The sequence below is a fragment of the Microtetraspora malaysiensis genome, assembly GCF_001528665.1.
GTDB classification, from domain to species: Bacteria; Actinomycetota; Actinomycetes; order Streptosporangiales; family Streptosporangiaceae; genus Microtetraspora_A; species Microtetraspora_A malaysiensis.
Genome location: NZ_BBYJ01000015.1, coordinates 135,418 through 157,452 on the forward strand (window position 1 = coordinate 135,418; position 22,035 = coordinate 157,452).

Sequence of the window (22,035 nt, forward strand, 5' to 3'; positions counted from 1 at the left end):
CGCTTCCGCAGGGCACGGGCCCGGTCCGTTGACCACCATCACGGCAGGGCGCCCCACCTCGGCGCCCGGGGGAGAACGCGTGGCACAGTCCTCGAGTAACCCGACCCGCACCTACATCCTTGACACCTCCGTCCTGCTCGCCGACCCGGCGGCGATGAGCCGCTTCGCGGAGCACGAGGTCGTCATCCCGGTCGTCGTCGTCACGGAGCTGGAGGCCAAGCGGCACCATCCGGAACTCGGCTACTTCGCCCGTGAGGCGCTGCGTTTCCTCGACGACCTCAGGGTGCGGTACGGGCGCCTGGACGAGCCCATGCCGATCGGCGAGGGCACGATCCGGGTGGAGCTCAACCACAGCGACCCGTCGCTGCTTCCCGCGGGGTTCCGGCTCGGTGACAACGACACCCGGATCCTCACCGTCGCCCAGAACCTGGCGGCGGAGGGCTGCGAGGTGGTGCTCGTCTCGAAGGACCTGCCCATGCGCGTCAAGGCCGCCTCGATCGGCCTGGCCGCGGAGGAGTACCGCGCCGGCATGGTGGTCGAGTCCGGCTGGACCGGCATGGCCGAGCTCCAGGTGACCACCGAGGACGTCGAGACCCTCTTCGAGAACGGCACCGCCGACCTGGAGGAGGCGCGCGAGCTCCCCTGCCACACCGGCCTGCGGCTGCTCTCCAGCCGCGGCTCCGCGCTCGGCCGCGTGATGCCGGACAAGTCCGTACGGCTGGTGCGCGGCGACCGCGAGGTCTTCGGGTTGCACGGGCGGTCCGCCGAGCAGCGGATCGCCCTCGACATCCTCATGGACCCCGAGGTGGGCATCGTCTCCATGGGGGGACGCGCGGGTACCGGCAAGTCGGCCCTGGCCCTCTGCGCGGGCCTGGAGGCCGTCCTGGAGCGCCGCCAGCACCGCAAGGTCATCGTCTTCCGCCCGCTGTACGCGGTGGGCGGCCAGGAGCTCGGCTACCTCCCGGGTTCGGAGAACGAGAAGATGGGCCCCTGGGCGCAGGCCGTCTACGACACTCTCGGCGCGGTGACCACGCCCGAGGTGATCGAGGAGGTCCTGGACCGAGGGATGCTGGAGGTCCTCCCGCTCACCCACATCCGCGGCCGGTCGTTGCACGACGCGTTCGTGATCGTGGACGAGGCCCAGTCGCTGGAGCGGGGCGTGCTCCTTACCGTGCTCTCGCGCATCGGCGCCAACTCGCGGGTCGTGCTCACCCACGACATCGCCCAGCGTGACAACCTCCGTGTCGGGCGGCACGACGGCGTGGTCGCGGTGGTCGAGAAGCTCAAGGGGCATCCGCTGTTCGCGCACATCACGCTCACCAGGTCCGAGCGGTCGCAGATCGCCGCCCTGGTGACCGAGATGCTGGAGGACATCACCTTCTGACGTGATCCTTGGCCGGGGAGGCGGGGCGGGCGACCGCCTCGCCTCGCCGCCGGCGCGCGTTCCGGGGTCAGGGCGGAAGGTGGCCGTTGAGCGGGGCCAGGTCCCAGTACTCCCGGCAGGTGTGGATCTTCAGGTTCCCGCTGCCGCTCTGGGCGATCTCCACCGCCCAGATCTCCGGGCGCAGCCGTGCCGTGCAGGTGATCTGGGCCATCGCGATCCGGGACATCTTCGGCCCGCTGACGAACACCCGCAGCCGCAGCCCGGCGCTGTCCGGGTCGTTGCGCAGGTTCGGGTCGGACGTGTACCGCACGAGCTGGACCTGGGCCAGCCGCATCCGCGAGAGGGTGGTGCCGACGCCGCTCGGCGGGCGCCGGCCGGCGCCGAAGAGGGCGGAGAGCACGTCATTGACGTGGCCGGAGGCCGCGGCCACGCTGATCGGCTCCAGCCGTCCGGACCGGACGAGATAGACGCGCACGATCGTCGAGTCCCCGCTGATGACCGGGGGCGGCCCCTTGTCGTTGACCCCGGTCGGGCTCACCCCGCACCCCGCGACCGCGACGAGGAGCAGGGCGGCCAGCGCGGCGCGGGCGGCGGCACGGTGCGCGGCCCCCATGAGCGGACGCGGTGAGAGGACGCGGTGCGCCGCCCCAATGAGCGGCCGCGACGAGGCGGTGCGTTTCGGGGCGGGGCGGTCCACGACGGGGTGGTTCACGACGGGGTGGTTCATGGCGCGGGGATCCACAACGTGAAGAGGGTGCCGGGCTCGCACCGCTTGACATCGATGGTGCCGCGGTGCAGTTCGGCGTTCGCCTTGGCGATGGCGAGCCCCAGGCCGCTGCCGACGCTGCGGGTCCGGCCCGCGCCCGCCTTGTAGAAGCGTTCGAAGACGTGGGGGAGTGAGCGCTCGGGAATGCCCCCTCCGTGGTCCCGTACGGTCACCTGGAGGCCGCTGGGCCGCACCCGGGCGCTCACCAGCACCGGCGGCGCCCCGTGGTGCAGGGCGTTGCCGACGAGGTTCGCGACGATCACGTCGAAGCGCCGGGGGTCGAGGGAGAACGTCAGCCCGATCGGGACCGTGAGCTGCACCCGGTCGCTCCAGCCGCGCACCTCCAGGCAGTCGGCCAGGGTGTCGCCCACGTCCACGTGATCGCGGCGCAGTACGGCGGCCCCGGAGTCGAACCGGCTGACCTCGATCAGATGCTCCACGAGCAGCTTGAGCCGGTCGATCTCCCGGAGCACGATGCGCACCGCCTCGCCCGCGTCGTCCGGAAGGCCCTCCGCCTCCTCGGAGAGCATGTCCGTCACGGCGGTCATCGCGGTGAGCGGGGTGCGCAGCTCGTGCGAGACGTCGGCGACGAAGCGCCGGGACATCGTCTCCAGCGTGCGCAGCTCCGACACCTTCCCCTCCAGCGCCTCCGCGGTCTCGTTGAAGATGCCGGTCAGCTCGGCCAGCTCGTCCTTGCCGCGGACGGGCAGCCGGATGTGCAGCTCGCCCGCGCCGAGCATCCGGGCGGCGTCCCCGAGCCGGCGCACCGGGAGCAGGACCTGCCGGGCCGACAGCAGGGCCACAGTGAGCGCGATGGCCAGCGTGATCCCGGCGGCCTGGAGGAGCGAGGCGCGCAGCCGGTTGAGCACGCCCTCCTCGTCGCTCAGCGAGACGAAGACGTACGTGCTGAGCCCGGTGGCGCGTACGACGCCGATCTGGTTGGCGCGGTGGATCTGGGTGGCGACCAGCAGCCACGGATGCCCCTTCAGCCGGAGCCGCTGGGAGACCAGGCGGCTGGTGGCCTGCCAGCGGAGCTGGTCGGGCACGTCGTCCATGGTGAAGGGCGACCCCCGGCTGGCGCGGCTGTGGCCCCCGTAGGCGACGAGGACGACGCGGTCGGGGCCGTTGAGCGCGTTGACCAGGTCGCCGAGGTCGTCGTCGGTGACCGTGGAGTCGCTCGGCCACACCACGTCGCTGGCGCCGACCGGGAGCGAGACCCGCGACAGCGTCTCGCGCACGTCGGAGATCGAGGTGCGCTCCACCCTGTCCAGCAGCTCTCTGCCCACGAGCTGGTAGCCGAGCCCGGCCACCGCCGCGGACGCGGTGATCGCCACCAGCAGGAAGGTCACCACCAAGCGGCCGCGCAGGCCGGTGGGAAACCAGCTCATGGGGGGCTGAAGCGGTACCCGAAGCCGCGGACGGTGTGGATGAAGACCGGATCGGCCGGAACCGGCTCTATCTTGGCCCTGATCCGCTGCACGCACGCGTCGACGAGGCGCGAGTCCGCGACGTGGGAGTGGTCCCACACCGTGCGCAGCAGATAGCGGCGGTTGAGCACCTGGCCCGGGTGGCGGACCAGTTCGAGCAGGAGGCGCAGCTCCGTCGGGGTGAGGTGGATCTCGCGTCCCTTGAGCGTCACCTTCAGTGCGCCCCGGTCCACGAGCAGGTCGCCGAAGCTGATCCGGTCGGACGAGGCGGACTCCAGCCGCCGCAGGACGGCCCGGATGCGCGCGTCGAGCACTCGCGGCTCGACCGGCTTGACCACGTAGTCGTCCGCGCCGGCCTCAAGGCCGACGACCACGTCGAGATCGTCGCCGCGCGCGGTGAGGAGGATGATCGGCAGGGAGTCCATCCGGCGGATGCGGCGGCACACCTCGACCCCGTCGATGCCGGGCAGCATCACGTCGAGGATCACGATCTCGGGGCGCCGCGCCCGCACGTGCGCCAGGGCCTCCTCGCCTGTCGCGTACGCGGTGACGGAGTGGCCCTGGCGGGTGAGCGCGAGCTCGAGCCCCGTGCGTACGGAGGGGTCGTCTTCGACCAGGAGGATGCCAGCCACGCGGACATTATGGACTGTATGTCGGGAATTCCCGGAGGTGTCATGAAACCGTAACGCGGCACGGACATGGCCAGGACGAACCGCATGCATGCTCGCGGAAAGGGTCCTCCCTTCGGTGCGGGGGTCCGAGGGGCGGACCCTGTGACGAAAATCACACAACCGAGGAAAGTCCATTTCCGGGGGGTTAGGGCAAAGAATTCGCCATCGGAGTTCCTTGTTCCGGTTGCACGACACCCCGGGGGACACGGCAAGCTCATAGGTCGTGAGTTCAGGTCAGCGGCTTAAGGAGCGCCCGTCGCGCTCCCGTTCCAAGCGTCGGTCGGGCCCAGGCCTGCTGACTCCCAAACGAGTGGTCATCATCGTCGTGTCCCTGGTCCTGGTCGGCGCGGGCACCACCTACGTCGTGCGTACGGCCATCGAGAACGCCAACACGCCGTCCAATCCGCTCGCCCTTCCCGACATCCTCGCCGGCGACCCCGCCTACGCCAATCCCGAGATCGACGCGATGAAGGCGCAGGCCGCGCAGAAGCTCAGGGGCGACAAGCTGAAGGAAGCCCGCGACGGCCAGAAGGCCGACCTGGACCCCGTGAAGATCGCGAAGAAGGCGCCCGGCGGCGGCGGGTTCAACCCGGCCGACTTCCCGCCCGGCTCCACCCCCGACCCCGGCAGCAACAAGGCCCTCGGCCGGCAGATGGCCGCCGCACGCGGCTGGGGCGACGCCGAGTGGGGCTGCCTGGAACGCCTCTGGGACAGGGAGAGCCACTGGAACGAGCGGGCCATGAACCGCTACAGCGGCGCCTACGGCATCCCGCAGTCGCTGCCGGGCAGCAAGATGGCCAGCGCCGGCGCCGACTGGCAGAGCAACGCCGCCACGCAGATCAAGTGGGGTCTCGGCTACATCGCCGGCCGCTACAAGACACCCTGCGGCGCGTGGGGCCACTCCCAGTCCGTCGGCTGGTACTGACCGGCGCGCGGCCCCACCCGTCCACCGGCCCCGGCCTGGGCAAAGATCCTTTCGACGCGCCCTATTACTGGTCAGGTTTGGTCGACCTTTCGGCAAGTCGGCAGAGACCCGTGGTACCGGCCGGGCACCCTTGGCCTCATGGGTGTGAAGGTCAGTGTTGTGGTCTCCACGTGCGACGCCGAACCGGCGAGCGACGCCTTCGACGCGTGCGTGCGCTCCGTCCTGGAGCAGTCGCTGCCCGCGGACCGGTACGAAGTGATCTTCGCGGACGACGGGTCCACCGACGGCACCCGCGAGCGGCTCGACGCCCTCGCGGCGACGCGCGAGAACGTACGCGTGCTGCACCTGGAGCACAGCGGCGGGTCCGCTCGGGGCCGCAACGCCGCCCTGTCCCTCGTGCGGGGCGACTACGTCTACTTCATGAACCAGCACGACCGGCTGGAGCACAGCGCCCTGCAGAACATGTACGGCATGGCCGTACGCGCCGGGGCGGACGTGCTCGTCGGCAGGCTCGTGGGCGAGGGGACGCCGCTCTCGGCGTTCACCGGCAGCCGGGAGCGCGCGGACGTCATCCGGGACCGCCTGCTGGCGCTGCCGACGGCGCACAAGCTGTTCCGCATGGGCTTCCTCGCCGGGAACCGGATCGGGTTCCCGGACCGCCCGCTGTCCGAGGAGGCGTTCGTCGCCCACGCCTATCTCGCCGCCGCGGCCATCTCCATCCACGCCGGGCAGATCTGCTGCCGCGTCGCCGCCCAGCGCGAGGACCCGCGGGAGGATCCGGCCGCGCTGGTCGCCGGGCTGCGGACCATCCTCGACATCGTCGAGGCGTACACACCGCCGGGGCAGCGGCGCGACCGGATGCAGGCGCACTGGTTCCGCGTGCTCGGTCTTCGCCGCCTCGGCGGAGCGCGGTTCGAGGCGATGGGGGAGCACCGCCGGACCGTCCTGTTCACCCGGCTGCGGGAACTCGCCGCCGAGCGCCTGCCCGACCGGCTCGACGGGTACCTGCCGGTCCACCTGCGGGCGCGAGCCGCTCTGCTGCGCGCCGGGCGGCAGGAGGAGCTGGCCCGGCTCGTCGCCGCCTCGCGCGGGACCCGGCTGAGCGCCGAGCTGCAGGAGGTGCGCTGGGACCAGAGCGTGTTCACCATGGACCTGGCCGTCGAGATCGTCGACGCGGGCGGCGCGCCGCTGCGGTTCCACGCCGAGAACGGCCGTCTCTACTGGCGGCCGCCCATCCCGATCGAGGGCCTGCTGTCCCCCGAGATGGCCGACGTGACCGAGGCGGCCCGCCGGGCGCGCATGGAGGTCTACGTCCGGGACACGGAGTCCGGCGTCACCTACTTCCTCCCGGTGACGAGCACGGTCCAGCACGCCCGCGACGGTGACGGCGTCCGGGTCTGGGCGGCGGGTCAGGCCCGGCTCGACATCGGCTCCGCCGCGCTCGGACGGCCGCTGCGTCCCGGCCTGTGGGAGGTGCACGTGCGGATGCGCGGCGTCCACCCGGCCCGCACCCGGGTGGCGCGGACCGAGGCGCCGATGAACTGCGCGGGCGTCCTCGCCGACTATCCCCGGCGACTGGTCGTGCCGTGCTGGTCCGGGCGGGGCGACCTCAGCGTCTGCATCGAGCCGAGGTCGTTCTCCGAGTCCATCGCGCTGGTGTCGCCCCGGGCGTCGGTGACCCACAGCGACGACGACGTCTTCGTTGTCGTGCCGGTGCCGTACGTGCCGCCGAGCGGGGGGCCCGCGGTCGAGCTGGTGCTGCGCCAGCTCGGCGGCCGGGGCAGGGACATGACCGTCCCCGCGCTGGTCGAGCCCGGCGTCCCCGGCCGGCTGCCCGGCCAGCTCGTCGCCAAGGTGCCCGTACGCCGGCTGGGCGGCGAGGGCTGCCTCGGCCCCGGCGCGTGGCGGCCGGGGCTGCGGATGGAGGGCAAGGACGTCGATCTCCGCTTCACGCTGGAGGTCGGGCTGCGGGGGCACGTCCGGGTGCGGCCGGCCGACACCCGGCCGACGCCGTCGCTGCTGCGCAGGATCGCCGCGCGGATCCCGGGCTACGCCGCCCAGGGCTGAGCCGGGGCTACGCCTCGCACAGGTGGGCGACCAGGGCCGCGCGGAACTCGGCCGGCTTCTCGACGTGCGGGCTGTGGCCGGAGCCGGGGATCGCGACCTCGCGGTAGTTCCCATAGCGGTCGAGCACGGCGCGCGTCTGAGTGACCATCGGCTGGGCGGGCGTGCCGTCCCAGTCGGGCACCGCGCCGATCGCCCCCAGGTGGGCCAGGTCGAACAGGGACGTGTCGGAGACGATGACATCCTCGGCGCCCCTGATCCACAGGATGGGCGGCTTGGGGTCGATCGTGTGCAGGTCGTCGATCCGGAAGTACGTCGGCGCCATCGTGTTGAGCACGCCCCGCTTGCCCGGCGCGACGCCCGGCCAGGCGGTCGCGGCGACGCTGTCGCCCGGGTAGTGGTCCTCGCCCAGCCGGGTGGACAGCATCGACTCGACGTAGGCGTCCTCGTCCTCGCCCAGATCGGTGCCGGGCACCACGTACGCGGTGCGGAGCACGGAGCGCGGCGACAGCGGCGAGTCCGCCGTCCGGTCCCCGGCCCGGAGCGCCTCCACGAAGTCCGGGCTCGCCGTGCCGCCGCCTGAGCCGGCGCCGTCCGGGTGGGTGAGGACGCCGTCCGGACCGGTCGTCCCGCCGAACCCGTACGGCGAGACCGGGTTCACGAGAGTGGCGCTCCGGACCGCCTCAGGCCGGTCGCGGAGCGCCTGGAGGACGACGCCGCCGCCCATGCTCCAGCCGACCAGGTGGGCGGGGCCGATCACGTCGAGGAGCGCCAGAACGTCGTCGGAGTAGTCCCGCAGCCCCCGCGTCGCGTCCACCGGCGCCGGGTCGGAGTCGCCGAACCCGCGCAGGTCGACCGCGAGCGGGCGCAGGCCGCCGGTGTCCGGCGACTCGGCGAGCGCCGCCATGGTGGGACGCCAGAAGGTGCTCGACGAGACGTTCCCGTGGACGAAGAGAACGGGATCGCCGGTCGTTCCCGGCACGGAGAGGACGTTGAGCGTCGTACGCGCGGTGCTGATCCGCTCGGCGGAGATCATGTGCGGCTCCAGGTGGATGGGGGTTGGGGTGTCAGATCGTCGCGTTCCTCAGGCCTCCTGGGCGGCGTCGGCGGTGGACGCGCCGCGGGGACCGGAGGTCGGCTCGATGGCGGTCAGATCGCGATCGCGGGTCTCCTTGGCGGCGACGACCGCGATCACTGTGAGCACCGCCGAACCGGCGACGTAGAGGGCGATCGGCAGACCGGAGTCGTACTCCTGGAGCAGTGCGACCGCGATGATCGGCGCGAGGGCGCCGGCCACGATGGAGGCGAGCTGGTAGCCCACGGACACTCCGGAGTAGCGCATCCTCGTGGCGAACAACTCGGAGAAGAACGCGGCCTGCGGGCCGTACATCGCTCCGTGGAAGAGCAGGCCGACGGCGACCGCGATCGTCGCCAGGACGAAGGAGCCGCTGTCGACCAGCGGGAAGAACGCGAACGCCCAGAGGCCGACGCCGACCGCGCCGATCAGATACACGGGGCGGCGGCCCAGCCGGTCCGAGAGCGCGCCCCACATCGGGATGGTGACGAAGTGGATCGCGGAGCCGATCAGTACCGCGTTGAGCGCGGTCTCCTTGGGCATGTCCGCGGCGGTGGTGGCGTACACGAGGACGAACGCGGTGATCACGTAGTACGAGACGTTCTCGGCGAGCCGCGCGCCGATCGCCACCAGGACGTCGCGCGGGTGGTGGCGCAGCACGTCGAGGATCGGGGCCCGCGGCTCGGGAGCCTGCCCGGCGAGCGCCTGCTTGAACACGGGCGACTCGGAGACGGTGAGCCGGATCCAGAGCCCGACCAGCACCAGCAGGCCGGAGAGCAGGAACGGGATCCGCCAGCCCCAGGCGAGGAACGTCTCGTCGGACTGGATCGCCGCGAGCAGCGCGAGCACCGCGGTCGCCAGCAGGTTCCCGCCCGGCGCGCCCGCCTGCGGCCAGGAGGCCCACAGGCCGCGCCGCGCGGGATCGCCGTGCTCGGAGACCAGCAGGACCGCGCCGCCCCACTCGCCGCCGAGGGCGAAGCCCTGCACCAGCCGCAGCGCGGTGAGCAGCAGCGGCGCCGCGGCGCCGAGCGTGGCGTACGTCGGCAGGCAGCCGATCAGGACGGTCGCGCCGCCCATCATGAGGAGGCTGACCACGAGCAGCCGCTTGCGGCCGAGGCGATCGCCGTAGTGCCCGAAGACCAGACCGCCGAGCGGCCGCGCGAGGAAGCCCACGGCGTACGTGAGGAACGCGAGCAGTGTGCCGGTCAGCGCGGTCTCGGCCGGGAAGAAGAGCTTGTTGAACACGAGCGCGGCGGCTGAGCCGTAGAGGAAGAAGTCGTACCACTCGACCGTGGTGCCGATCAGGCTGGCGCCGACCACCTTGCCGATCGAGGTCCGTGTTTCGTTGGCCACGGGGAACTCCTCAAGGTTGGGGGGTCTGGCCAACATACGATGTGACCAATATCACTCATATGGCCGCTTCGCACATACCTCAGGCATCGGTTATGTGGCTCCGCAGGCGGTGCAGTCGCAGGGCGAGCTGGATCTCCAGGGCGCGCTCCGGCTCCTGCCAGTCGGCGCCGAGGAGCTGACCCACCCGGTCGAGCCGCTGGGTGACCGTGTTCACGTGAATGTGCAGGGCGTCGGCCGTACGGGACAGGGAGCCACCCGCGCCGAAGTACGCGGTCAGCGTCCTGATCAGTGCCGTGCCGCGCCGCCCGTCGTAGTCCAGGACCGGGCCGAGCGCGGAGCCGAGGAAGCCCGAGACGTCCCGCCCCTCGCCCATCAGCAGGCCGACGAAGCCGAGTTCGTCCGCGCTCGCGCCGTCGCCGTCCCGCCCGAGCGCGATCAGCGCGTCGGCGCAGCGCTGCGCCTCCCGGTACGCGTCGGGCACCCCCGAGGCGACGGTCCCGGGGTCCTTCTCGGCGGCGGATCCGGAGGCGGCCGCGCGGGCGGCTCCGGCGGTGGCGGGCCGGCCGAGCGACGAACTGAGCTCACGGGCGACGCGGCGCGCGACGGCGCCCGGCGCGTCTCCCGGCACCAGCAGCACGACCTCGTCGCCGCGCGCGGCCGCCAGGCCGTGGGCGAGCGTCGCGTGCGACGACGCCCAGAAGGCGGCGCGTTCCCGCTGCCCCTCGTGGCGGGCGACGACGAGCACGTGCGGCAGGTCGAGGTCCACGCCCAACCGGCGCGCCCGTTCGCCGAGCCCGGTGAGGTCGGGCCGGGAGATCAGGTCGTCGAGCAGTTCGCCGCGCACCCGCCCCTCGGCCTCGGCCACGCTCCGCCGGAAGAGCAGCAGCAGCGCGGTGACGATCGCGCCACGCTCCAGGATGCGCTGGTCGGCCGCGGCCACCTGCTGCTCGGTCCGCAGCACCAGCGTGCACACCGGCGCCGCCCCCACGTCCACCGACGCGACGTACGCGCCGCCGCGTTTCACCGTACGGCCGAGCGCGCGCGAGGAGCGGGCGGCGTCGAACACGCCGCTGTCGAGGTCGGCGGCCTCGCCGACCAGCGGGCGGCCCTCGTCGTCGAGGACCGTGACGGTGCCGCCGAGCACCTCGGTGACCACGGCGGCGACGTCCTCGACCCCGCCCCCGCGCAGCACCAGCCCGGTCATCCGGTCGTGCGCGTCGGCGGCGCGCTCGATGGCCTCACTGTGCGCGCTGATCAGGCTGTTGGCCTCGCTCAGCTCGGCGAGCGCGGACCGGGTCTCCTGGAGCAGCCGCGCGGTGTCGATCGCGACGGCCGCGTGCGCGGCCAGCGAGCAGAGCAGCGCCACCTCCTCCTGCACGAAGGGGCGCGCGCTGCGGTTGGCGGCGAACAGCACCCCGATGACCTGGGTGCCGAGCCGCAGCGGCACGCCGAGGATGGCCACCAGGCCCTCCTCGTGCACCGCCTCGTCGATGGTGTTCGTGTGTCGCAGCCGCTCGTCCGCGAAGTAGTCCGCCGTGTTGTACGGCGTGCCCGACTCGGCGACCAGCCCGCCGAGGCCCGCGCCCATGGCGAGCCGCAGCCGCCGGAAGCGCGCCGAGATCGAGCCGTCGGTGACCCGCATGTAGGTGTCGCCGCGCTCCGGGTCGTGCAGCGTCATGTACGCGATGTCGGTGGACAGCAGCCGCCTGGCCCGCTGCACGATCGCCGCCAGCACGGCGTCGAGGTCGGTCAGCCCGGCCAGGTCGCCGGCGGTGTCGAAGAGGGCCGACAGCTCCGCCTCCCGCCTGGCCCGCCTGCGCAGCATGGCCCGCACCTTCAGGGCGGCGAACTTGTCCTCTTCGAGCTCGGCGGTGTCGAGGCCGGCCGCGCGGGCCTGGAGCACCGGCCCCTCGAACTCCACGGCCGAGGCCTCCCGCGCGAGGAGTTCGAGATAGGGGTTCACTTAGTGTGCGCTCCATCCTCCGTCGAGCGGGACCGAGGCTCCGGTGATGAACGAGCCCTGTGGACCGCAAAGATAGGCCACCAGCTCGGCGACTTCGTCCGGCTCCACCAGCCGCTTGATCGCGGCCGGGGCCAGCATGATCTGCTCGACCACCTCGTCCGGGCCGATGCCGTGCGTCCGCGCCTGCGCCGCGATCTGGTTCTCCACCAGCGGGGTGCGCACGTACGCGGGATTCACACAGTTGGAGGTGACGCCGTGGGACGCGCCTTCGAGCGCGATGACCTTGGACAACCCCTCCAGGGCGTGCTTGGCCGTCACGTACGCGGACTTGTACGGCGAGGCGCGTAGGCCGTGGACGGAGGAGATGTTGACGAACCGCCCCCAGCCGCGCTCGTACATGCCGGGCAGGACGGCGCGGGCGATCAGGAAGGGCGCCTCGACCATCACCTTCAGGATCTTGGCGAAGATCTCGGGCGGGAACTCCTCGATCGGGGCGACGTGCTGGAAGCCCGCGTTGTTGACCACGATGTCCGCCGAGATGTCCGCCCGGATGCCGGTTGAGGCGTCCGCCCAGGTGTCCAGGAAACCGGGGTCGGAGAGGTCCACCGCGACCGCGGTGCCGCCCGTCTCGGCGGACACCTCGGCGGCGCTCTCGGCGTTCATGTCGGCGACCACCACGTGGGCCCCCGCCGCGGCGAGCCGGAGCGCGCACGCCCTGCCGATGCCACTGCCCCCACCTGTGACCAGGGCCGTGCGGCCCTCAAGGCTCGTCATGCCGATCAACCCTAGGAATCCCGGGGCGACCGGCCCATGGTGGCCGTGGACATATATGACCCCTCTTCTATGTGGCTTCGCCGCGCCCGTCGCCTGAGGGGGTGGACGGCGCCGTACCTGCCGCGGCGGTCAGGGTCGCACCGCGCCGGGTGTCACCGTCGCGTTGCTTTATCTACGTTCAACGTAGTATTTTGATCGCTGTCGAGAAGATCGACGGCGGTCGGGGGTCAGGTGCGCTGCTCCACGATCGCCGGGCTACTCGGCAGGCGTCACCTTGTGGGGAACTGCGGTCCATCCGGGCCGCGACCGGAGATCGCCGCCGCTCCGGGGCGGTGGCGATCTCTGTCGCCTGCGGTGAGCGGCTGATCGAATCGCGTCGAGGCTCGGCCTGCCGCCGGTGCTCCGCGTCCTTGTCGCGGTCGTTCCACCGCACGGGTCGCGCATGGCGCGCGTCCGACTGACCTGGAGATTTCATGCGTCGTGTCATGTGGGTGCTGTCGTTCGCCTTGATATCGGGGTGTGCCGCCGAACAGGCCGCCGCCCCCGTTCCCACCAGGGGGCCGGATCCGCGCCCCAAGATGGAGCAGATCAAGGCCGACTGCATGAAGCAGCGCGGCTTCAAGTACATCGCCTACGTCGTGCCGGATCGGCCGGAGCCCGATCTGGGCACATACGAGGCGATGAGGACCTATCGCCAGAAGTACGGCTTCGGGGTGTTCGCCCAGCTCGTCTACCCGAAGGACCCCTTGACGGGCAGCATGGAAAGCGCCCGAGACGCCAGCGCCGGCGACCCCAACGAGGCGATCACGCAGAAGCTGAACGAGTCCCAGCTCGGTGCCTACCTCGAGGCGATGGGCGGCTGCTACGCGAAGGCCGCCAAGCAGGTGCTGCACAAGGAGGCAGGCTCGGAGCTGGAGGCGGTCGGACTCCTGCAAGGAGCCAGGGATGACCTGGAGGAGGCCGAGATCAACGGCGACCCCGAGCTGGTCGGGCTTGTCCCAGGCTTCGCCGACTGCCTCGCGACCAAGGGGCAACGGGTGCCGCCGGCCATACTGCCGACCGCGATGGCCAAGAGAGGGAATGACGCCTTCTGGGACCAGATGAAGGCGCTGGGCGACAAGGAGTCCAAGGGGCGGCCGCTGCCGGACTTCACCCCGGCGCAGGCCAGGCCGTACCTGGATCGGGAGATCAAGGCGGCGCTGGAGGACCTGGAGTGCGGCAAGGAGTTCTACACCCGCTTCGCCCCGAAGCGGGCCTCGATCGACGCCCGGGTGTGGGCCGAGTACGGCCCGCTGGTCGGACGCTGACCCCGATCGCCCGGCCACCCGCCTGCCCCCCGGCGGAGCGCAGGCCACGTCCGGGGGGCGTCCGCGTCCGTGGGCGCGGTGATTCTTCGGATGCTCCCTAATCTCGATCGCGGGTTGAGCGATCCGCCGGCTGCTCGGGCCGGGTCATGGACAGGACGTCGAGGACCTCGTCCAGCTGCTTCTCGGTGAGGGTGCCGTCGGCCACGTGACCGCGTTCGACGACCACCTGCCGGATCGTCTTGCGTTCGGCGAGGGCCTGCTTGGCGATCTTGGCGGCCTCCTCGTAGCCCACGTAGCGGTTCAGCGGCGTGACGACCGACGGCGACGACTCGGCGTACTCCCTGAGCCGCTCCACGTTGGCGGTGATCCCGCGTACGCACCGCTCGGCCAGCAGCCGGGAGACGTTCGCGAGCAGCCGGATCGACTCCAGGATGTTCCGGGCCATCACCGGGAGCATCACGTTGAGCTCGAAGGAGCCGGACGCGCCCGCCATCGTGACCGTCGCGTCGTTGCCGACGACCTGTGCGACGACCATGGTGACCGCCTCCGGGATCACCGGGTTCACCTTGCCCGGCATGATCGACGACCCGGGCTGAAGGTCGGGCAGGTTGATCTCGCCGAGCCCGGCGCGCGGGCCCGAGCCCATCCAGCGCAGATCGTTCGCGATCTTGTTGAGGGAGACGGCGACGACCTTGAGCGCGCCCGAGAGCTCGACCAGCGCGTCCCGCGCGCCCTGCGCCTCGAAGTGGTCCCTGGCCTCGGTGAACGGCAGGCCGGTCGCGCGGCCCAGCTCCTCGATCACGGCCGCGGCCCAGCCGGGGTCCGGGGTGTTGATGCCGGTGCCGACGGCGGTGCCGCCCAGCGGCAGCTCGGCGAGCCGGGGGAGCACCGCCTGGATGCGCTCGATGCCGAGCTCCATCTGCGTGGCGTATCCGCGGAACTCCTGTCCGAGGGTGACCGGCGTGGCGTCCATCAGGTGGGTCCGCCCGGACTTGACCACGTCGGCGAACTCGACCGACTTCTCCTCCAGCGCGGTCGCCAGGTGTTCCAGCGCGGGCGTCAGGTCGTGGGTGACCGCCTGCGTGGCGGCGACGTCGATCGACGACGGGAACACGTCGTTGGACGACTGCGCGGCGTTGACGTGGTCGTTGGGGTGGACCGGCCGTCCCAGCCGCTCCGCGGCCAGTGTCGCGATCACCTCGTTGGTGTTCATGTTCGACGACGTGCCGGAGCCGGTCTGGAACACGTCCACCGGGAACTGGTCGTTCCACCGCCCGGCCGCGACCTCCTCCGCCGCCTCGCGTACGGCCCGGGCCATGTCCTCGTCGAGGACGCCGTACGCGGCGTTGACCGTGGCGCAGGCGGCCTTGATGCGCCCGAGCGCCGAGATGTGCGCGGGGTCCAGGCCCCGGCCGGAGACGGGGAAGTTCTCCACCGCCCGCTGCGTCTGCGCCCCCCACTTGGCTGAGGCGGGCACCCGAACCTCACCCATGGAGTCGTGCTCGATCCGGAAGTCGTTCATGTTTCTGTCCTATCAAGAGACCGCCGGCGCCGTTCCGCCCGCCCGGCGGCCGGTCCGTCTCGGCGGCCGAACTCCTCCTTGACTGGCCTGTGGAATTTGTTGATCGTGAAACTTGACGAGGCCCCAGGGACGGGCCGTCCGGCGCGGCCGGACACGACGCCGTGAAGCGAGGGACGGATCGCGGCGGCCGGGCGGACGGCCGGCTGGGGCACCGAGCCGCCGATCTGAAAGGGAGACATGGATTTCGTCGACACTGTGCGGAACGCGCCGGCGCGGGCGCTCCCCGTCGAGGAATACCAGGCCGAGTTCGCCGAGGTGTACGCGTCGGTGACCGAGCCGGCGCTCAAGCTGGAGCGCGCCCAGCATTTCGACGAGGAGGACTTCCCCAGCTGGGTCGCGTTCCTTGAGGGCGACTGGAACCGCTCCCTCGCGCTCCTCCGGGAAACCCGGGACGCCCTCGTCGGCTACTACCGCGGCCACGCCGAGTTCCGGCGGGTCCGGATCGCCGAGAGCCCGCTGACGCCGTACATGCGATGGGAGATGCACGCCTTCGTCGAGCGGGTGGCGGCGGGGGAGCGGATCAGGGTCCTGCCCGCCGCCGAAGTGGCCGATCTGGAGCGTTCAGGACCGCTCCCCGAACTGGTGATCCTCCGCCCGGACCGGATGTACGAGGTGCTCTACGACGCGGGAGGCGTGCACACGGGCGCGCGGCGCATCACCGATCCCGAGGTGGTGGCGTACGCGCGCGGCGTGGTGTCCTCCCTCTTCGGCCGCGGCGAGGAGCTGACGGCGTTCTTCGCCCGTGAGGTCGCTCCGGCGCCCTGCTGATCAGCCGCGCCGGAGCGGCCCCACCGCCCCCGCCCGGCCGTACGCCGGCGGTGTGGCGGGTCGCGTTGTCAGAGCTCGGCGAGAGCCTGCTCGATGCGCCGCCACGCCTCTTCGGAGGCCCGGGGCCGGAAGGTGGGGACACCGGGGGAGAGGAAGGCATGGGGGGCCTCGGGGATCACGACCATCTCGTGCCGGATCCCGTCGGCCTTGAGCCGGTCGGCGATCGCCGTGCGCTGATCGGCGGTGATCACGTGGTCGCGTTCGCCCACGATGACGACGATCCGTCCCGTGATTCCGGGGGTGAGGTCCAGGGTCGGCTCCGGACGGCTCACGGGGATGTCTGTGCCGGTCAGCCACCCCGCGTACAGCACGATGGTCACGGCGAGCTCGTCGAGCCGGGTGGCCGCGTAGTACGCCAGATGGCCGCCCATGCTCATCCCGACCATGCCGATCGAGCCGGTCACCCCGGCCTGGTCCCGGAGGTACGCCATGGCCGCACGGACGTCGGTCAGCACGCCGTCGCGGGTCAGTTCGCCCATCAGAGCGAAGCCGCGGGCGCGCCCCTGGTCGTCGGCGGCCAACTCGACCCCCGCGTCCGACCGGTGGTAGAAGTCCGGCGCGATCACGACATATCCGAGAGCGGCAATCCGTTCGGCGACCGTACGGACGTCCTGCGTCAGCCCGAACAACTGGTGGGCGACGATGACGCCGGGATATTCCCCCGGGGCGGCCGGCCGCGCCACGAAGGCGTCCATGACGCCGCCACTCTCGCTCACAGGCTGACGTGTTCGGTGTGAAGCGGCGGCATCAACTCGACCACCGCTTCGGCCACACCGCGCGCCGATGCCGGGTTCTGCCCGGTGACGAGGCGGCCGTCCCGGACGACGTGCGCGGTGAACGTGGCGGCCGGTACGTGCCGCGCACCCTGCTCGATGAGCCGGTCGGCCAGCAGGAAGGGCACCACCCCGGTGAGCCCGACCGCCTCCTCTTCGGCATTGGTGAAGGCGGCCACCCGCTTGCCATCGACCAGGTAGGAGCCATCGGACAGCGTGACCCCGACGAGGGCGGCCGGGCCGTGGCAGACGGCGGCGACGATCCCGCCGTTCTCGTAGATCTGCTGGGTGAGCGTGCCGAGCGCGGGACTGTCGGGGAAGTCCCACATGGTGCCGTGACCGCCCGCGAAGAAGATCACGTCGTAGCGGGACGCGTCCACCGCATCGGGAGTCGGTGTGTCGGCGAGCTGGGCGGCGATGCGGGGGTCGTCCAGGAAACGCCGCTGCGCCGGATCTGTGAGGTCTTCGCCGTCGCGCGGTGGGCGGCCTCCGGCGACGCTGACCAGGTCCACCTCGTGGCCGGCCGCGGTGAACACCTCCCACGGGTGGGCGGCCTCCGGCAGGTAGAACCCGGTCGTGCGCCCGGTCTCGCCGAGGTCGGCGTGGCTGGTGAGGGCGATCAGGATGCGCTTGGGCATGGATGTGCTCCTTGGGGGCCATCAACGAGACGCTTCTTCCGATGAAGAACACCCAGATCATCGCCCACCACATTCATTGGCATCCAATAGAAATCGTCCGGTGATGCCATCAGATTTCTGATAGATATCGAGACTTGTGGCCCTGTCTTTCGATCTGCTGCGTACCTTCCTCGCCGTCTACCGGTCAGGATCGGTGACCCGTGCCGCGGAACTGCTCGCGCTCTCCCAGCCCTCGGTGACCGCCCAGGTCAAGGCGCTTGAACAGGCCCTGGGGCGGCCTCTGTTCGACCGGTTGCCGCGGGGCATGGCCCCCACCGTCGCGGCCGACCAGCTCGCCCGGCGGGTCGCCGCACCGCTCGACGCGTTGGATGAGGTGGTCCTGGGTGACCTCAGCGGTCCCGCGGAGGCGTTCGGCCGCGCCGTCCATCTGGGCGGTCCGGCCGAGCTGGTGTGCTCACGCGTGCTGCCCTCGCTCGCCTCGATGGTCACCCAGGGGCTGCAGCTGCGCGTGACCCTCGGCCTTCCCGACGAATTGCTGGCTGCGCTCGCCGACGGCGGCCTGGACCTGGTCATCTCCACGGTGCGGCCACGGCGCCGGGGGCTGCGGGTGGAACCCCTGTGTGATGAGGAGTTCGTGCTGGTCGCCGCCCCGGGCTGGAGCGGCCACGATGTGGAGCGGGCGCCGCTGGTCGCCTATGCGGAGAACCTGCCCATCCTGCGCCGCTATTGGCGGACGGTTTTCGACACCCGCCTGACCCGCACCCCGGCCCTGGTCGTGCCGGACCTCCGCGGTGTCATGGCGGCGGTCGTCGCGGGCGCCGGCGTCACCGTCCTGCCGCGCTACCTGTGCGCGGCCGAACTGGCCGACGGCCGGCTGCGTACGCTGCTCGAACCCGGACTGCCCCCGATCAACACCCTTTTCCTGGCCTCCCGCGCGGGCGCGGCGCATCCGGCCGCCCACGCGGTCCACGGCCACCTGCTCCTTCAAGGGTCCCTATGGTCAGGATGACCGGGCATCGTGGAGCTCAGACGCTCCCCGGTCAGCCGAGCAGGGCCGTCATCACGATGACGACCAGGACGAGGAACGCGACGACCGCGAGACCCATCAGCAGGAGCACGCGGATCCGCCCGGTCCGGTTGGGCGCCGGAGTGGCGTGCATGGCGAACAGGTCGGTGCCGAGGCCGCCGCGCCCCGGGGGGACGGGGCCCGGCAGGTGCGTGACCGGCGTCGGAGAGCCGGGCGGTGTCGGGCCCTGGACGCGCGGCGCCTGGCCGGGCAGCAGACCGCCGACGGTCGTGTCGTCGCGTCCGCTCCGGTCCACGGCCTTCGCCGCCGGGCTTCCCGGAACCGGGGGGCGGGCGGGCGCCGGGATTCCGGCGCCTCCCGGCGCGTTCCCGGGCGTGTTCCCCGCCGCGGCGGGGAACACGGGCCGGCCCGGCGGGCTCTGAGGGGAGGCCGGGCGGGTCGAGGCGGGCGGCGGGGGGAGCCGGAGTCCGGCCTTCGGCCGGATGACCAGCATGGTCTTGTCGGCGTCGACCGCCCCGGCCGGTTCAGGGGGAGAGCTCGGGGCCGGTGATTCCGGGTGAGGGGCGGGGGCCGGCGACTCCGGGGGAGGGGCTGGGGTCGGTGACTCCGCGGCCCTCGTGGGCCGCTCCCGCTCCAGCCGCCGTACCGGAGGCGTGGCGGCAGGCGACGCGTTGATGGGCGTGTCGGCGACCGTGCGCAGCATCGCCGCCGCCCGCTCGGATGTGAGCCGCAGCGTGTGGTCCTTCTCCAGCAGGCCGTCGAGGACGGGCCGGAGCGGACCGGCCTGGGTCGGCGGGTCGGCCGACTCGGTCATCAGCGCGCTCAACGTCTCCGCGACCGACGCCCGCTCGTACGCGGCACGGCCCTCGACGGCGAAGTACAGGGTCGCGCCGAGTGACCAGAGGTCGGACTCGGGCCCGGCGTGGTCGCCGCGGGCCCGTTCGGGCGACGTGTAGCCGGGGGAGCCGATCACCATGCCGGTTCTGGTCAGCGCGCTGTCGCCCTCCGACTTGGCGATGCCGAAGTCGGTGAGCACGACCCGTCCGGTGTCGGTGATCAGCACGTTGCTCGGCTTCACGTCGCGGTGCAGGATGCCCTGGGCGTGCGCGGCACGCAGCGCGTCGAGCAGTTCGTAGCCGACCTCGGCCACCAGGCGGGGTGGCAGCGGCCCCTCGTCCTCGATGACCTGTTCCAGCGACCTGCCCTCGACGAGCTCCATGATGATCCACGGGCTGCCGTCGATCTCGATGGCGTCGTAGACGGTGGCGACCGAGGGATGGCTGATCCGGGCGGCCGCACGGCCTTCACGGATCATGCGTTCCCGGAGCTCCCGTCGCTGTTCGGCGCCGAGGGACGGATCCTGGCGGATCTCCTTGACGGCGACGTCGCGCCCGAGCGTTCGGTCGAAGGCCCGCCAGACGGTGCCCATCGTGCCGCGCCCCAGCATTGTGATCAGTTCGTACCGGTCGCTGAGCAGCCTGCTCCCCATGGCATGAAAGATATCTACTCCACGCCGGGGAGCGCTTTGGGGTCAGTTGAGAAAACTCTTCGGCCAGAATCGCCGGGGCAGAAGTATCTGGACCACCAGCCGCAGCACGCGCGGTGCCGAGCTTCCCGACATCGGCCGCTCGGCCGGCTTGCGGTGGACGCCTTCGGCGGGGCGGCGCCGCTGTACGGGCACCTCGGCCGAGTCCTCACGGGGCTCGCGCTGGAACGCGTGCGGCGGCGTGCGCGGCGTCGGTCGCGACTCGGCGCGGTGCTGTCCCCGGTGGGTGGGGCGGCGGACCGCGGGCGGCAGAGCCGCGGGTGAGGGCCGCGCCGGCCGGTGGATGATCGGCTCCTCGCTGGTGCCGCCCGCCGCGATCCGGGCCAGCGCCACCGCGGCCCGCACCCCGTCGAGCCGCGCGTCCGGGTTGATCTGCAGCAGGCCGCGCAGGACCGGGGCGAGGGGGCCGGCCCGCTCCATCGGGATCGGCGCGCCGCTGGTGAGCGCGGCCAGCGCGGCGGCGGCGGTGCGCCGGCCGTGCAGGCCGCGTCCCTCGACGGCGGTGTACAGCGTGGCCCCGAGCGACCACAGGTCGGCGGCCGGGCTCGCCTTGGCCCCGAGCACCCGCTCGGGGGCGATGTATCCGGCGGAGCCCAGCACGATGCCCGCCTGCGTGATCGAGACGTCGCCTTCGAGCGCGGCCAGTCCGAAGTCGGTGAGCACGGCCCGGTCGTCGGTCACGAGCACGTTGCTCGGCTTCACGTCGCGATGCAGGATGCCCTTCGCGTGGACGGCGCGGAGCGCGCCGAGCACCTGCCGCCCGATCTCGGCCACCCGCTGGGGCGGCAGCGGGCCGACCCGCCGGACCAGCTCCTCCAGCGACTGCGCCCGGAGGAGCTCCATCACGATCCAGGGGCGGTCGTCCTCGGTGATGACGTCGAACACCGTGATGACCGACGGGTGGGCGACCATCGCGGTGGCCCGGCCCTCGCGCTCGGTCCGCGCGCACAGCTCGGCGCGCAGGTCCTCGTCCAGGACGAGCGGGAGCCGTACCTCCTTGACCGCGACCTCGCGGTCGAGCAGCTCGTCGCGCGCCCGCCAGACCGTGCCCATGCCCCCGCGCCCGACCGGCTCGACAAGCCGATACCTCGCGGCGAGCTGGTATCCGGACGGCGCACGCATGGGTGGCAGCTTACCGATTTGTGTAATGCGACCAGTAGAGACCATGCCGCGAAATTGTTGAGATCTTTTGTCAGATCTTCTGACTGAAATCATGACAGGACGCGGTGTCCGGATCGGCCTCTCCGGCCACCGGACGGGAGGGCGTGCGGCGGCCCGGCAGGCGGGCGCTCTGGCGCCCCGAAGGGTGCCGTCGAGGTCTCGCTTCACGGTCGATTGAAAACAAATCTCCAATCTGGTTTTATGGATGCATGGCCGGGGGGTGCCCGGCCGATCCCCCTCTTCGAGGAGCAACGATGAAGCTCACCCAGGCCGCCGCGGCGACGTTCGGACTCAACGACGACTCGTGGAAGCGGCACGCCAACGCCTGGAGCGTGTGGAGCCGGATGGCCGGGCTGGCGCCGATCCTGCTGCCGATCTACTTCCGTGACGTGTTCGGCTGGTGGGCGCTGGCGCCGATCGCGGCGGGCGTGATCTGGATGTGGATCAACCCACACGCGTTCAAGCCGGTCCACGAGCCGCGCAGCTGGGCGGAGAAGGGCATCTACGGCGAGAAGATGTACGCCGCCGACCGGTCGCTGGCGGCCGAGGCGCACCGGCCCGCGATCCGGTGGCTGATCGCCATGGCCGCCGCGGGCGCCGCGATCATGGTGTACGGCCTGGTCCGCGTCGAGGCCTGGCCCGCCGTCTTCGGCTGGGCGCTCGTCTTCATCTCCCAGCTGTGGCAGATCGACCGATTCGTCGCCATCTATGAAGAGGGCCTGCGGCGGGCCGCCGCAGAGGGCGACGTCGAGTAGCTCCCTGGCCGCAGTG

At 71.9% G+C, this 22,035-nt stretch carries 19 protein-coding genes; 7 read left to right on the top strand and 12 right to left on the bottom strand.

Going from position 1 to position 22,035, the window contains the following annotated elements:
* Positions 1–79 precede the first annotated feature (79 nt).
* Positions 80–1,384 carry an RNA 5'-3' helicase PhoH2 gene (phoH2, locus tag AWQ71_RS20220; RefSeq protein ID WP_245658379.1) on the top strand — a complete coding sequence of 435 codons (1,305 nt, stop codon included), beginning with the start codon at positions 80–82 and terminating at the stop codon, positions 1,382–1,384.
* A 67-nt stretch (positions 1,385–1,451) separates the two neighbouring features.
* On the opposite strand, the gene AWQ71_RS20225 is transcribed toward phoH2, so the two are convergent.
* The 3 genes from AWQ71_RS20225 to AWQ71_RS20235 are packed head-to-tail and all read right to left on the bottom strand — an operon-like array spanning position 1,452 to position 4,209.
* A complete protein-coding gene (locus AWQ71_RS20225; protein ID WP_067135426.1) occupies positions 1,452–2,111 on the bottom strand; it encodes a hypothetical protein in 660 nt (219 codons plus the stop codon).
* Positions 2,108–3,538, bottom strand: a complete 1,431-nt coding sequence (locus AWQ71_RS20230) for a sensor histidine kinase (RefSeq protein ID WP_067135428.1) — start codon at positions 3,536–3,538, stop codon at positions 2,108–2,110. Before AWQ71_RS20230 ends, AWQ71_RS20225 begins: the two co-directional genes overlap by 4 nt.
* Positions 3,535–4,209 carry a response regulator gene (locus AWQ71_RS20235; RefSeq protein ID WP_066938252.1) on the bottom strand — a complete coding sequence of 225 codons (675 nt, stop codon included), beginning with the start codon at positions 4,207–4,209 and terminating at the stop codon, positions 3,535–3,537. The genes AWQ71_RS20230 and AWQ71_RS20235 overlap by 4 nt, the downstream gene beginning before the upstream one ends.
* A 349-nt stretch (positions 4,210–4,558) precedes the next feature.
* Here AWQ71_RS20235 and AWQ71_RS20240 point away from each other — a divergent pair, with 349 nt between their 5' ends.
* Together AWQ71_RS20240 and AWQ71_RS20245 are read left to right on the top strand one after the other, a co-directional pair.
* Positions 4,559–5,173, top strand: coding sequence for an aggregation-promoting factor C-terminal-like domain-containing protein (locus AWQ71_RS20240; protein ID WP_245658380.1), 615 nt, complete (start codon positions 4,559–4,561; stop codon positions 5,171–5,173).
* A 138-nt stretch (positions 5,174–5,311) separates the two neighbouring features.
* Positions 5,312–7,240, top strand: a complete 1,929-nt coding sequence (locus tag AWQ71_RS20245; RefSeq protein WP_084259085.1) for a glycosyltransferase family 2 protein — start codon at positions 5,312–5,314, stop codon at positions 7,238–7,240.
* Between the two features lie 7 nt (positions 7,241–7,247).
* Here the strand turns inward: AWQ71_RS20245 and AWQ71_RS20250 are convergent, their stop codons facing one another.
* From AWQ71_RS20250 to AWQ71_RS20265, 4 genes are read right to left on the bottom strand one after another with little or no spacing between them, the layout of a single operon-like run.
* Positions 7,248–8,273, bottom strand: coding sequence for an alpha/beta fold hydrolase (locus AWQ71_RS20250; RefSeq protein ID WP_067135433.1), 1,026 nt, complete (start codon positions 8,271–8,273; stop codon positions 7,248–7,250).
* A gap of 48 nt (positions 8,274–8,321) precedes the next feature.
* Entirely contained in the window at positions 8,322–9,701 is a 1,380-nt protein-coding gene (locus AWQ71_RS20255) for an MFS transporter (protein WP_067135435.1), read from the bottom strand.
* 43 nt (positions 9,702–9,744) lie between these two features.
* Positions 9,745–11,628, bottom strand: coding sequence for a helix-turn-helix domain-containing protein (locus AWQ71_RS20260; protein WP_067135437.1), 1,884 nt, complete (start codon positions 11,626–11,628; stop codon positions 9,745–9,747).
* On the bottom strand, positions 11,629–12,402 hold the full coding sequence (locus AWQ71_RS20265; RefSeq protein ID WP_067135635.1) for a 3-hydroxybutyrate dehydrogenase: 774 nt from the start codon (positions 12,400–12,402) through the stop codon (positions 11,629–11,631).
* A gap of 473 nt (positions 12,403–12,875) precedes the next feature.
* Here AWQ71_RS20265 and AWQ71_RS20270 point away from each other — a divergent pair, with 473 nt between their 5' ends.
* Positions 12,876–13,709 (top strand): hypothetical protein, encoded by an 834-nt coding sequence (locus AWQ71_RS20270; protein ID WP_157570454.1) that lies wholly within the window; start codon positions 12,876–12,878, stop codon positions 13,707–13,709.
* 97 nt (positions 13,710–13,806) lie between these two features.
* On the opposite strand, the gene AWQ71_RS20275 is transcribed toward AWQ71_RS20270, so the two are convergent.
* Positions 13,807–15,231: a class II fumarate hydratase gene (locus tag AWQ71_RS20275; protein ID WP_067135441.1), complete on the bottom strand. Its 1,425-nt coding sequence runs from the start codon at positions 15,229–15,231 to the stop codon at positions 13,807–13,809.
* 237 nt (positions 15,232–15,468) lie between these two features.
* Here AWQ71_RS20275 and AWQ71_RS20280 point away from each other — a divergent pair, with 237 nt between their 5' ends.
* Positions 15,469–16,059, top strand: a complete 591-nt coding sequence (locus AWQ71_RS20280) for a DUF6879 family protein (RefSeq protein WP_067135443.1) — start codon at positions 15,469–15,471, stop codon at positions 16,057–16,059.
* A 68-nt stretch (positions 16,060–16,127) separates the two neighbouring features.
* Here the strand turns inward: AWQ71_RS20280 and AWQ71_RS20285 are convergent, their stop codons facing one another.
* Positions 16,128–16,835, bottom strand: coding sequence for a dienelactone hydrolase family protein (locus tag AWQ71_RS20285; protein ID WP_218001879.1), 708 nt, complete (start codon positions 16,833–16,835; stop codon positions 16,128–16,130).
* The gene (locus tag AWQ71_RS20290) at positions 16,832–17,530 is read right to left on the bottom strand and encodes a type 1 glutamine amidotransferase domain-containing protein (protein WP_067135445.1); all 699 of its coding nucleotides are present in this window, start codon (positions 17,528–17,530) and stop codon (positions 16,832–16,834) included. The genes AWQ71_RS20285 and AWQ71_RS20290 overlap by 4 nt, the downstream gene beginning before the upstream one ends.
* Before the next feature lie 142 nt (positions 17,531–17,672).
* On the opposite strand from AWQ71_RS20290, the gene AWQ71_RS20295 reads away from it, so the two are divergent.
* Positions 17,673–18,539 (top strand): LysR family transcriptional regulator, encoded by an 867-nt coding sequence (locus AWQ71_RS20295; RefSeq protein ID WP_439650372.1) that lies wholly within the window; start codon positions 17,673–17,675, stop codon positions 18,537–18,539.
* Between the two features lie 31 nt (positions 18,540–18,570).
* Here AWQ71_RS20295 and AWQ71_RS42690 read toward each other — a convergent pair whose 3' ends face one another.
* Together AWQ71_RS42690 and AWQ71_RS20305 are read right to left on the bottom strand one after the other, a co-directional pair.
* Positions 18,571–20,046 carry a serine/threonine-protein kinase gene (locus tag AWQ71_RS42690; protein WP_067135454.1) on the bottom strand — a complete coding sequence of 492 codons (1,476 nt, stop codon included), beginning with the start codon at positions 20,044–20,046 and terminating at the stop codon, positions 18,571–18,573.
* A gap of 42 nt (positions 20,047–20,088) precedes the next feature.
* Positions 20,089–21,225: a serine/threonine-protein kinase gene (locus tag AWQ71_RS20305; protein WP_067135456.1), complete on the bottom strand. Its 1,137-nt coding sequence runs from the start codon at positions 21,223–21,225 to the stop codon at positions 20,089–20,091.
* Between the two features lie 293 nt (positions 21,226–21,518).
* Here AWQ71_RS20305 and AWQ71_RS20310 point away from each other — a divergent pair, with 293 nt between their 5' ends.
* Entirely contained in the window at positions 21,519–22,019 is a 501-nt protein-coding gene (locus AWQ71_RS20310) for a DUF6653 family protein (protein ID WP_067135457.1), read from the top strand.
* Positions 22,020–22,035: the final 16 nt, after the last annotated feature.

What these genes read in the sequence shown, in the direction of transcription:
- AWQ71_RS20225 (WP_067135426.1), bottom strand. Translation starts at nt 2,111, where the DNA reads ATGAACCACCCCGTCGTGAACCACCCCGTCGTGGACCGCCCCGCCCCG.
- AWQ71_RS20230 (WP_067135428.1), bottom strand. Translation starts at nt 3,538, where the DNA reads ATGAGCTGGTTTCCCACCGGCCTGCGCGGCCGCTTGGTGGTGACCTTC.
- AWQ71_RS20245 (WP_084259085.1), top strand. Translation starts at nt 5,312, where the DNA reads ATGGGTGTGAAGGTCAGTGTTGTGGTCTCCACGTGCGACGCCGAACCG.
- AWQ71_RS20250 (WP_067135433.1), bottom strand. Translation starts at nt 8,273, where the DNA reads ATGATCTCCGCCGAGCGGATCAGCACCGCGCGTACGACGCTCAACGTC.
- AWQ71_RS20255 (WP_067135435.1), bottom strand. Translation starts at nt 9,701, where the DNA reads ATGTTGGCCAGACCCCCCAACCTTGAGGAGTTCCCCGTGGCCAACGAA.
- AWQ71_RS20265 (WP_067135635.1), bottom strand. Translation starts at nt 12,402, where the DNA reads ATGACGAGCCTTGAGGGCCGCACGGCCCTGGTCACAGGTGGGGGCAGT.
- AWQ71_RS20270 (WP_157570454.1), top strand. Translation starts at nt 12,876, where the DNA reads ATGCGTCGTGTCATGTGGGTGCTGTCGTTCGCCTTGATATCGGGGTGT.
- AWQ71_RS20275 (WP_067135441.1), bottom strand. Translation starts at nt 15,231, where the DNA reads ATGAACGACTTCCGGATCGAGCACGACTCCATGGGTGAGGTTCGGGTG.
- AWQ71_RS20280 (WP_067135443.1), top strand. Translation starts at nt 15,469, where the DNA reads ATGGATTTCGTCGACACTGTGCGGAACGCGCCGGCGCGGGCGCTCCCC.
- AWQ71_RS20290 (WP_067135445.1), bottom strand. Translation starts at nt 17,530, where the DNA reads ATGCCCAAGCGCATCCTGATCGCCCTCACCAGCCACGCCGACCTCGGC.
- AWQ71_RS42690 (WP_067135454.1), bottom strand. Translation starts at nt 20,046, where the DNA reads ATGGGGAGCAGGCTGCTCAGCGACCGGTACGAACTGATCACAATGCTG.
- AWQ71_RS20305 (WP_067135456.1), bottom strand. Translation starts at nt 21,225, where the DNA reads ATGCGTGCGCCGTCCGGATACCAGCTCGCCGCGAGGTATCGGCTTGTC.
- AWQ71_RS20310 (WP_067135457.1), top strand. Translation starts at nt 21,519, where the DNA reads ATGAAGCTCACCCAGGCCGCCGCGGCGACGTTCGGACTCAACGACGAC.